This is a genomic window from Brevibacterium sp., from assembly GCF_022712115.1.
GTDB lineage: Bacteria > Actinomycetota > Actinomycetes > Actinomycetales > Brevibacteriaceae > Brevibacterium > Brevibacterium salitolerans.
In genome coordinates this window covers 1-8,373 of sequence record NZ_JALAHB010000193.1, presented here as the reverse complement: position 1 = coordinate 8,373, position 8,373 = coordinate 1, and the positions used below count along the sequence as shown (strand labels likewise).

The 8,373-nt window shown below is 70.1% G+C and carries 8 protein-coding genes; 3 read left to right on the top strand and 5 right to left on the bottom strand.

What is annotated here, in order from left to right; genetic code table 11:
- Window positions 1-186: 186 nt before the first annotated feature.
- Window positions 187-1,398: a PLP-dependent aminotransferase family protein gene (locus tag Q0A33_RS10985; protein WP_291796293.1), complete on the bottom strand. Its 1,212-nt coding sequence runs from the start codon at window positions 1,396-1,398 to the stop codon at window positions 187-189.
- Window positions 1,399-1,545: 147 nt separating this feature from the next.
- On the opposite strand from Q0A33_RS10985, the gene Q0A33_RS10980 reads away from it, so the two are divergent.
- Together Q0A33_RS10980 and Q0A33_RS10975 are read left to right on the top strand one after the other, a co-directional pair.
- On the top strand, window positions 1,546-2,973 hold the full coding sequence (locus Q0A33_RS10980; protein WP_291796290.1) for a dicarboxylate/amino acid:cation symporter: 1,428 nt from the start codon (window positions 1,546-1,548) through the stop codon (window positions 2,971-2,973).
- Window positions 2,966-4,051, top strand: coding sequence for a D-cysteine desulfhydrase (locus Q0A33_RS10975; protein ID WP_291796287.1), 1,086 nt, complete (start codon window positions 2,966-2,968; stop codon window positions 4,049-4,051). The genes Q0A33_RS10980 and Q0A33_RS10975 overlap by 8 nt, the downstream gene beginning before the upstream one ends.
- 75 nt (window positions 4,052-4,126) lie before the next feature.
- Here the strand turns inward: Q0A33_RS10975 and Q0A33_RS10970 are convergent, their stop codons facing one another.
- From Q0A33_RS10970 to betC, 4 genes are all read right to left on the bottom strand, one after another.
- Complete coding sequence (locus Q0A33_RS10970; protein ID WP_291796284.1) at window positions 4,127-4,393, bottom strand: type II toxin-antitoxin system RelE/ParE family toxin; 267 nt, start codon at window positions 4,391-4,393, stop codon at window positions 4,127-4,129.
- A complete protein-coding gene (locus tag Q0A33_RS10965) occupies window positions 4,390-4,611 on the bottom strand; it encodes a TraY domain-containing protein (protein ID WP_291796283.1) in 222 nt (73 codons plus the stop codon). Before Q0A33_RS10965 ends, Q0A33_RS10970 begins: the two co-directional genes overlap by 4 nt.
- A 230-nt stretch (window positions 4,612-4,841) precedes the next feature.
- Complete coding sequence (locus Q0A33_RS16590; RefSeq protein WP_363316579.1) at window positions 4,842-5,246, bottom strand: AAA family ATPase; 405 nt, start codon at window positions 5,244-5,246, stop codon at window positions 4,842-4,844.
- Window positions 5,247-5,572: 326 nt separating this feature from the next.
- The gene (betC, locus tag Q0A33_RS10960) at window positions 5,573-7,186 is read right to left on the bottom strand and encodes a choline-sulfatase (RefSeq protein WP_291796281.1); all 1,614 of its coding nucleotides are present in this window, start codon (window positions 7,184-7,186) and stop codon (window positions 5,573-5,575) included.
- Between the two features lie 55 nt (window positions 7,187-7,241).
- On the opposite strand from betC, the gene Q0A33_RS10955 reads away from it, so the two are divergent.
- Complete coding sequence (locus Q0A33_RS10955) at window positions 7,242-8,150, top strand: formylglycine-generating enzyme family protein (RefSeq protein WP_291796278.1); 909 nt, start codon at window positions 7,242-7,244, stop codon at window positions 8,148-8,150.
- The last annotated feature ends 223 nt before the right edge of the window (window positions 8,151-8,373 follow it).

Here is an 8,373-nt window from a genome sequence, read left to right as displayed (position 1 = left end):
GGCGAGGTGAGCACTCATGGGGAGAGTGTAGAGGCCGTGACCGGTGCGGCATGCGGATTCCCGGCTGCAGAAGGCAGTGCAGGATGCCTGCAGAAGGCAGCGTAGGAAGCCTGTGAAAGGCAGCGTAGGCCGGCCGTCAGAGACAGCGTGCCCCGGCCTCGCCGCCAGACGAAGAGGAGGACGCGCTCAGATCTGGTAGTCGTGGGTGAACACCGCGTGCAGGCGCTCGATCCCCTCCTCGATGCGCTCCACGGAGGTCGAGACGAAGCTCAGCCGCAGGGTGCCCGGCACCGGATCCGCGACGTAGAAGTGCGAACCGGGGATGTACACGACCCCGTCGGCGATCGCCACGGAGAGGGCGTGGTTGGCGTCGTAGGGCTCCGGCAGGCTCGCCCAGACGAACATGCCGCCGTCCGGCCGGTTGAACGTGGATCCTTCCGGCAGGGCGTGCGCGAGCCCGTCGACCATCGTGTCCCGGCGCCGCATGTACTCCGCGCGCACGGGGTCCAGCTTCTCCTCCAGATCGTTGTGCTCCCACCAGTGCAGGGCCGCGAGCTGGTCGATGGTGGAGGTCTGGAGGCTCATCCCCTGCTTGGTCGTCGTGAGGACGTCGAGGATCTCCTGCGGTCCGCGGATCCACCCGATCCGCAGGCCCGGTGCCAGGATCTTCGAGAGCGTGCCCAGGTAGAGGGACTTCCCCGCCAGTCGCGGGTCCGAGGCGATGGGCGAGTGGGGCTCTGCGCGGAAGCGGATCTCCGAGTAGGGATCGTCCTCGATGAGCCACACGTCGTGCCGCGCGAGGACGTCCGCGAGTTCGTTGCGGCGCTCCCGGGGCGTGGTCACGCCGGTGGGGTTCTGGAAGGTGGGGATGGTGTAGACCGCTCGCGGCGAGTGCCTCACGATGGCCGCCTCCAGGGCCTCGGGCACCATGCCGTGCTCATCCGTCTCCACGGCGCGGAACTGCGCGCCGCCCAGGGCGAAGGCCTGGAGGGCGGAGACGAAGGTGGGGTTCTCCGTGAGGACGACGGCGCCCTCTTCGAGGACCACCTGGCCGATGAGCCCCAGACCCTGCTGCGAGCCCGAGGTGATGATGATGTCCTCGGCGGTGCTCCAGATGCCCTTGGCGGTGAGGAAGGCGCCGATCCGCGCGCGCAGCTCCGGCTCTCCCTCCGTGGAGGAGTACTGGAGCGCCCGGGGCCCCTCCGCCGCGAGCACCTCCGCGTAGGACCGCGCCACTCCGGCGACGTCGAACAGCTCGTTGGCCGGTGAGCCGCTCGCAAAGCTGATCATGCCGGGGGAGGTCGAGATCCGCAGCAGCTCGCGGATGGGCGAGCCTCCCAGCGAGGCGACGCGGGCGTTGACGGGAGGGACACCTGAGCGAAGGACACCGTTGACCATGCCCTCATCATGCGGGCAGGCCGCCGTGCGGGACAAGGGCACGGCGTGTCCTTCGCGACAGGGTGCCGCAGTGCGTTCCCGGCGCATCTGTGGTGCACTGTGTGCATCCGCGGCGGCCAGCCGCGCCGCAGACGAGAAAGGCCCCCGATGTCCTCAGCACGTCCCTCCGGCTCCGCGCCTTCCTCGGCCTCGGGGTCGAGGTTCAGGACCGCCCTCCGGAACTACCGGTTCCCCCTCGCCATCCTCACCGGCGTGGTCATCGGTGCGATCATCGGGCTCGTGTTCGGTGAGCGGGCGGCGGTCCTCAAGCCGCTCGGCACCGTCTTCATCAACATGATGTTCACGCTCGTGGTGCCGCTCGTGTTCCTCTCCATCGCCTCGGCGGTGGCGGGCATGCAGTCCGCCAAACGGCTGGGCGGGATCCTCGGCGGGATGATGGGCGTCTTCCTCGCCACCGGAGCCGTCGCCTCCGTCCTCATGATCGCGGCGCTGTGGATCTTCAAGCCCACCGAGGGTCTGGACATCGCGCTGCCGGAACCGGAGGCCGTCGAGGATCCGGGGTCCCTGGGCGACCAGATCGTCTCCACCTTCGTGGTGGACGACTTCTCCAAGCTGCTCTCCGCGGAGAACATGCTCGCGCTCATCGTCTTCGCGATCCTCGTGGGCTTCGCCACCAGCAGCCTGGGGGCCAAGGGGAAGCCGTTCAACGACTTCCTGCAGTCCGGGTCCGAGGTCTTCCTCCGGTTCACCTCCCTCATCATGTACTACGCCCCGATCGGCCTGGGCGCCTACTTCGCCTCGCTGATCGGCGAGCTGGGCCCGCAGCTGGTGGGCGGCTACCTCCGGGCGTTCCTCGTCTACTTCCCGGTGTCGATCGGCTACTTCCTCATCGCCTTCTCCCTCTACGCGTTCCTGGCCGGCGGGCGGAGAGGCTTCACCGCGTTCTGGAAGAACATCATCGAGCCGCTCGCGGTCTCCGTGGGCACCTCGTCCTCCGTCGCCGCGATCCCCGCGAATCTGCGTGCGGGCAAGCGGATCGGCGTGCCCAGGGACGTGCGGGAGACGATCATCCCCATCGGCGCCACCATCCACATGGAGGGCTCCTGCCTGAGCGCGATCCTCAAGATCGCCTTCCTCTTCGCGATCTTCGAGCGCGACTTCTTCACTCCCGGCACCCTCCTCACGGCGATCGGCTTCGCCCTGCTCTCCGGCATGGTGATGGCGGGCATCCCCTCCGGCGGCTTCATCGGCGAGCTCATGATCATCACCCTCTACGGCTTCCCGCCGGCCGCGCTGCCGGTCATCCAGATCATCGGCACCGTCGTGGACGCGCCGGCCACCACGGTCAACGCGGTGGGCGACCAGTCCTCGTCCATGCTCGTCGCCCGGATCCTGGACGGGAAGGACTGGATGGAGAAGACCAAGGCCGCCGAGGCCGCGGAGGATGCCGCCGCCGAGGCCGCGGTTGCGGGCGCAGGTGCAGGGGGATCGGTGGGGGTTGCAGCTGCGGGCCCAGAGGGAACAGAGAACGCCGCTGTGAGCGGTTCCGAGGAGAAGGGAACTGACCGTGGGTGAAGCAGAACAGAGGGACGGGCTCCCTGCCCTCCGCGCCGTCCCGCGTCGCCGGTACACGAACGGCCCCACCCCGCTCGAACACCTGCCGCGCCTGAGCGCGGCGCTGGGCGGTCCGCAGATCTGGATCAAGCGCGACGACCAGCTGGGCCTCGCACAGGGTGGGAACAAGACCCGCAAGCTCGAGTTCCTCGTCGCAGAGGCGCTCGCCGCAGGCGCCGACACCCTCGTGACGGCCGGCGGGGTGCAGTCCAACCACTGCCGCCTCACGCTGGCCGCGGCCCGGCGGGAGGGGCTGGAGTGCCACCTGGTGCTCGAGGAGGACCTGGTGCTGGAGGATGGGCCCCAAGCCGGCCCTGCAACCGGCAGTGCGGCACCCGGCGGCAACCCGCCGGAGTTCACGGGCAACTTCCTGCTGTTCGACCTGCTGGGAGCCGAGGGCGTGGAGGTGCTGCCGCAGGGCAGCGATCTCATGGCGCGCGCCGAGGAGCTCGCGGAGGAGCTGCGCACGCAGGGCCGGAAGCCGGTCGTCATCCCGGTGGGCGGTTCGAACGACACCGGTGCCCTGGGGTATGTCGACTGTGCCTGGGAGCTGCTGGATCAGCTCGCGGAGAACGGGCTCCTGAGCGGACAGGACGGCCTCGCCGCGATCGTCCTCCCCAGCGGTTCCGCCGGCATGCAGGCCGGGCTCATCGCAGGTCTGCGCGCCGCCGGCAGCACGATCCCGGTGGTGGGCATCAACGTGAGCCGCCCGCGGGAGGAACAGGAGCCCAAGGTCCGCGCCCTCGTGGATGCGGTGGCCCAGCGGCTGGACCTGCCGCCGGTGCCGGCCGAGCGGACCGTGGCGCTCGGCGACTACGTAGGGCCCGGCTATGCGCTGCCCACACCGGAGATGGTGGAGGCCGTGCGCGTGTTCGCGCGGACGGAGGGGATCCTCCTCGACCCGGTGTACACGGGCAAGGCCGCCGCCGGACTCATCGACCTCGTGCGCCGTGGAGTCTACGGCCCGGACGACACCGTGGTCTTCCTGCACTCCGGCGGCGTCCCCGGCCTCTACGCCCGCACGGCCGCGTTCCGCTGAGGGCCGAGGCGGCTGGGCAATGACAGTGACGATCTGGGCGGCGGCGCTGGTGACCGCTGGAACCCCCGCTCAGGATCAGCGGCGATACACCGTTGAGCGATGTCCGAGCGCCACTGCGACGATGACGATCTCCGACTCCTTGATCTCGACGAGAACTCGCCATTCGCCGATGCGATATCTCCAGTACCCGGTCAGCTCACCGGTGAGGCCTTTACCCCGTGAGCGGGGGTCGTCCAGTTCGCAGACGGCCTCGAGATACTTTCTGATTCGGGTGAGCTGAGCGCGATCGATCTTTCTCGCGGCCTTGTCGAAATCACCTGAGGTGCGGAGTTCCCATCTCACAGATCCAGCTCATCCCACAGCTGGTGGGCGGGTCGTGACGATCTGTCGGAGGCCTCCCATCGCCGGGCGGCGTCCTCGGCCCAGAAGCGCTCCTCAAGTTCATCCAGATGTTCATGGAGCGCCTCCCGCAGATAGAAGGTCTTCGTGCGGCCCGTGCGCTGCGCAAGGGCGTCGAGGCGGGCTTCGTCTTCAGGGGAAAGGCGTACGGATATGGGCATGATGCACCTCCTGCGATACAAGTATCGCACAGGGCCGGTCTGCGCCCGGAGTCCGCGATCTTCCCGTGGGCGGACGCCCCAGAAACCGCCGCGCATTTCGTCAACCCCGGCGAGGCGGCTGAATCCGTTCGGCCGTCTGCGGTCAGGAGGGTGCGTGTGCCGGAGTCGTCCGTTCTGCGACCGGTTCGCTGTTCTCCTCCATCCATCGCGCTGCGATGTCGGACGCGTTCTCACCTGCTTCGGAGTCCACAATGAAGCTGTTGATGTCCTCGACCTCGAAGGCGATGCGCACGCGGCAGCACGGGCAGCCGTTGGATCCGGCCCGTCAGTGCTTGAGTGCCTGCTGGGAGGGAGTCGCAGCTCGCAGACCCTGCGAGCACGAACATGGCCGACTGTGTGGCCTTGTTCAGCCGTGCTGTGATGGATTGAAGCTCGGCGGGAAGTCTCTGGTACTCGTCGATGAAGGTGGGGAGGCTGCCCTTGGCGACCAGCGAGGGGCTCTGCTCTGCGAGGGTCATGACTTCAGGATCGTCGAAGTCGAACGATCGTGCATCAGGGGATGCAGAGACGACTTCTGTGAGCAGGGCGGACTTCCCGACGCTTCGTTGACATCCAGCCGCACGTCTCACTGACATTCAGCCGCAGGCGGGTCTTCCGACTCGACGAGCCCGTGGCGACTGCTGTGCCCCCGGCATCCCACGCCTCGGCAGCAGGGCCGGTGATGACGGTGACGAGCTGAGCAGCGCCGCCTGTGACCGCCGCGATGGTCGCACCAGCACGCCTGTCGATCTGTCGAGACAGCTTCATGAGGGCAAGGAGCAGCGCTGCCTGCAGATCTGCTTTGTGACAGGAGATGGTGCAGGTTTCCCGCCGCGGAGCGCCGCGGCGAGCCGCACCGGAAATCCGCTCCGCCGCCCACGTATCCGTGGGCGGCTGAGCGGATACGCGGTGCCCGCCGTCCTCAGCGCTCGGTGTCCGCGATCTTCCCGTAGGCGAGTGCGCCCCAGAAATCGCCGCGGACGTAGCGCTGCTCCGGATCCGGCACGAGATCCCAGTGCCGCGTGCGGCCGCGCTGCAGAGCACCCGCGACGAGCTTCCGCCGCTCCTGGCTGGCGCGCACCCGCTCCTCCAGGCGCTCCAGGTCGTACCGGCGGTCGATCTCCGTCCTCAGCTGCGCGGCCGTCTCCGCATGCGCCGGGTGCGAGGCCAGGTTCTCCAGCTCCTCCGGATCCTGTGCGAGGTCGAAGAGCTGGTCCGGATCGCCGGGGCACACGACCAGCTTGCGGTGGCCGCGGACCAGGGTGATCTGCGGCCGGTGGGTCCCCTCGGCGAGGTACTCGATGAGGAGGTCCCGGTCCTCGGGCCCCGCCGTCCCGGCAGCCTCCCGCCGCGCGCTCTCCAGGAGGGACAGCCCCGCCGAGGCCGCCTCCGCACCCGCGGAGCCGGCACCTTCGCCCCCCGCGCCGCCGGCATCCGTGCCGTCCGCACCTGCGGATCCCGCGCCGCCCGCGCTGGCCCCGCCGGCCAGCTCCACCAGCGTGGGTGCCAGGTCCAGGAGGCTCACCGGGTTGGCGAACCGGCCTCGGGGAATGAGCCCGTCCGGCCCCCACAGGAGCAGCGGCACCCGAGCGGACTGCTCGTAGGGCGACATCTTGTACCAGAGGCCCTTCTCACCCAGCATGTCCCCGTGATCGCTGGTGACGATGACGACCGTGTTCTCCGCGAGCCCCAGCTCCTCGAGGCGCGCGCGGATGCGGCCCACCTGGTCGTCGATGTAGCTGACCGCCGCATAGTAGGCACGGCGCGCACGGCGGACGTCCGCGAGCCCCGGCTCCCGCACGTCGAATCCGCTCATCGCCCGCAGCCGGTGACTGTGCGGGTCCTGTGCGGGATCCGGGACCTCGGGATGGGCGGGGTCCGGGATCTCGACGTCCGCGAAGCGGTCCCAGTGCTCACGGGGCGGTTCGTAGGGGTCGTGCGGGTGGATGAACGAGGTGACCATGAGGAAGGGGATGTCCTCGCCGGCGGCCTGGTTGGCGCGGACCCGGTCCGCCAGGTGGCGCAGCGTCCGGAAGGTGACCTCGTCGTCGAAGTCCTGCTGGACGGTCGCCGTCGAGACCCCGGCGGTGAAGACGGCGTCCGCGTCGTGGTACCACTGCAGCCGTGCGGACAGCGGCCGGCCCCAGTCCGGGACCATGTCCATGTCCGCAGGATAGACGTCCGTCGTCAGCCGCTCCTCGAACCCGTGGTGCTGGTCCGGGCCGATGAAGTGCATCCGGCCCACGAGCGCGGTGTGGTAGCCGAGGCTCCGCAGCCGGTGGGCGAAGGTGGGCGCGGAGGCGGGGAAGTCGTCGCCGTTGTCGAAGCACTCGAGCTCCGAGGGCAGGACGCCGGTCATCATCGAGGCCCGCGAGGGCGCACACAGCGGCGTGGTGCAGTAGGCGCGGTCGAACACGGCGCCCTCCTCCGCGAGGGCGTCGATGTGCGGGGTCCGCGCGGCCTCGTCGCCGTAGGCTCCCAGCGCCTGCGCTGCCATCTGGTCCGCCTGAATCACTACGATGTTCGGGGGCGTCATAGCCGTTCCCGCCTTTCTCGATCTGTCGTCTGTTCGTCTGTCAGGGGTGTGTCTCATGGGTGCGTGCTGCGGACCGGACCGTGAGGTCCGCGCAGGGGAGCCGGCCGCCGGAGGACCTCCTCCGCCCGCGGAGGAGCTGGAACGGCTCGCAGCCGCGGCCCCGGCGGACCTGCGCATGGCGGGTCTGCGCGGGGGTGTCTTCCGGATGGGCAGCGAGGATGCGCTCGCCTACCCGGAGGACGGGGAGGGGCCGGTGCGCGAGGTCACGGTGAGCGGCTTCGCCCTCGGGGTGACCACCGTGACCGTGGCCCAGTTCGCCGCCTTCGTGCTGGACACCGGCCACCGCACGGACGCCGAGGCCCATGGCAGCTCCCTCGTCTTCGCCGGCCTGCTGCCGGAGGAGGCGCGCCGCCGTGCGCCCGCCGTCGCCCGGACGCCCTGGTGGCGCGAGGTGGCGGGCGCCTGCTGGCACCGGCCCGAGGGCCCGGGATCCTCGGTCGCCAACCGTGCCGATCATCCTGTCACGCACGTCTCCCACCGCGATGCGCTCGCCTACGCGCACTGGGCGGGTGCGCGGCTGCCCACGGAGGAGGAGTGGGAGTTCGCGGCCCGGGGCGGCCTCGAGCAGCAGCCCTATCCCTGGGGTGCCGAGCGCGAACCGGGCGGCGTGCCGCGCATGAATACCTTCCGGGGGGAGTTCCCGGACGGTCCCACGGCCCCGGTGGGCACGGTCGCGGCGGCGGCCTTCCCGCCCAACGCCTACGGTCTGCACAACATGACCGGCAACGTCTGGGAGTGGACCGCGGGGAGGTTCGGCCCCGACGACGCGCGGCCGGTGCTGCGCGGCGGCTCGTACATGTGCCACGCCTCCTACTGCCGCCGGTACCGGACCTCCGCCCGGACGGCCTCCACCGCGGACACCTCGCTGGGCCACACCGGGTTCCGCCTGGCGATCAGCACCTGACCGGGGTGAGGGCAACCGCCCCCCGGAGGCACGGCAGTCGCGGACTCAGCCGCGCTCGGACCCGCCGGCCGCTGAGGCGGCCGCATCCTCGGGCTCGTCCGTGCTGTCCGCGGAGTCAGCGTCCTCACCGGGGGCGCCGCTGCTCTCCGCCGCGTCCTCCGGGGTCCAGCCGTCCTCCCACTCACCGGTCTCGTAGTCGTAGCCCATGGGCTCCCCGTCCTCG